Consider the following 1479-nt stretch of genomic DNA (forward strand, 5'->3'; position numbering starts at 1 on the left):
TGTTATTCCCAAGTAGAAATGTCCTACCTAATAACCAAATAGAAATGTCCTATATGGACATTTCCAAGTCAAGCACAGGATTTAGATTTCGTTGTTCAATCGCTGTTTTCTGTGCTTGTCTACGTGGCATCTTTTGAGAACGATTGCGTTTGTTTTGGTGTTCCAGTTGTTCATGCTGTTGTTGAATATGTGCCAGCACAGAACCCAAACGTTTATTCTCAACGATCTCTCGCTGGTTGAGCTGACTTAATTTATCAAAGATGCTGTAATTGATTTTTCTTCCCTGATATTCAATGGCTACAGTACCATCCGGATATTCCAGGAACTCAAGATACTTGCCGCCCAATCTTTGATTTTCTTCGCTGTTTTCCAAGATATATACGCATTTATCATAAGTAATCGTCAAGCTGTTCGTGACCCTGCGGGGTTCACGCCAGGTAAAAACATCATCTAATTCTTCGGCTGTTTCAGCGATAGGCCGATGTAGATCCTTGGAATTAAAAGCCATCTTGGCGAATTTACGATTAAATTGCTCAATAAAGCACGGCAGCCACTTATTGGCATCTGCAATTGAACTGATGCCTTCTAGACGCATCTCCTTAATCAGACGATCCTGAAGTGTTCTATTCGCTCGTTCTACACGACCTTTGGCTTGAGGGGAGTTAGCGAAAATGATATCGATATTGAGAGTGCTCAGAACACGTCCAAACTGGGTAATCTTGGTGTCTTTCTTGCTACTTTGATTCACCCTAAAAACTGAATGTTTGTCACTGTAAAATGCCAATGGCTTACCATGCTGTTCGATATATAAACGTGTCGAAATCATATAGTCAAAGGCTGACTCTGACGCACAGAAGCGTAAATGCTGCAATTTTCCTGTGGCATCATCGATGAATACTAGCAGACAGCATTTAGGTGCTCGACCTTCAAACCAATCATGGTGTGAGCCATCAATTTGGATCAATTCACCATAACAATCTCGGTTATAACGAGGCTGATATGGTCGTTTCAGGCGCTTGCAGCGAGGGATCCATAAATCGGCTGCAATCATCCAGGAACGCAGGGTTTCTACTGAAAGATCGAATCCATGCACGGTGGTGAGCTTTTCATGCGCTAAAGTGGGTCCGAAACCATAAAGTTGATCTGAAACAATATTGAGACACTTAAGTCTGAGTTCTTCAGGAAGTTTAGAATTGCTGATTTGGCCACGACCGGCATGGGCTAATGCAGCGGGACCTTGAGCTTTGTATTTCTGCAGTAAGCGTCTGATGTGACGTTCTGAGATATGAAGTAGCTGAGCAGCCTGGGATTGAGTTATACGTTGATCACAGATTTCTTGCAAGACCGACAATCGTTTAAGTTCTTTATCCGACATAGACACCAACATATCAAACCGTCCGCTAAGGAAATTGCAAAAGCGCATATTCTAAAAGCGGACATTTTTACTTTGGAGAAACCGGACATTTCTATTTTGGGCTT

The 1479-nt window shown here is 42.3% G+C and carries 1 protein-coding gene; it reads right to left on the reverse strand.

Going from position 1 to position 1479, the window contains the following annotated elements:
* Positions 1 to 49: 49 nt before the first annotated feature.
* Complete coding sequence (locus F936_RS17260) at positions 50 to 1375, reverse strand: ISNCY family transposase (RefSeq protein WP_008942541.1); 1326 nt, start codon at positions 1373 to 1375, stop codon at positions 50 to 52.
* Positions 1376 to 1479: the final 104 nt, after the last annotated feature.

It is taken from the genome of Acinetobacter calcoaceticus DSM 30006 = CIP 81.8 (assembly GCF_000368965.1).
Classification (GTDB): Bacteria; Pseudomonadota; Gammaproteobacteria; order Pseudomonadales; family Moraxellaceae; genus Acinetobacter; species Acinetobacter calcoaceticus.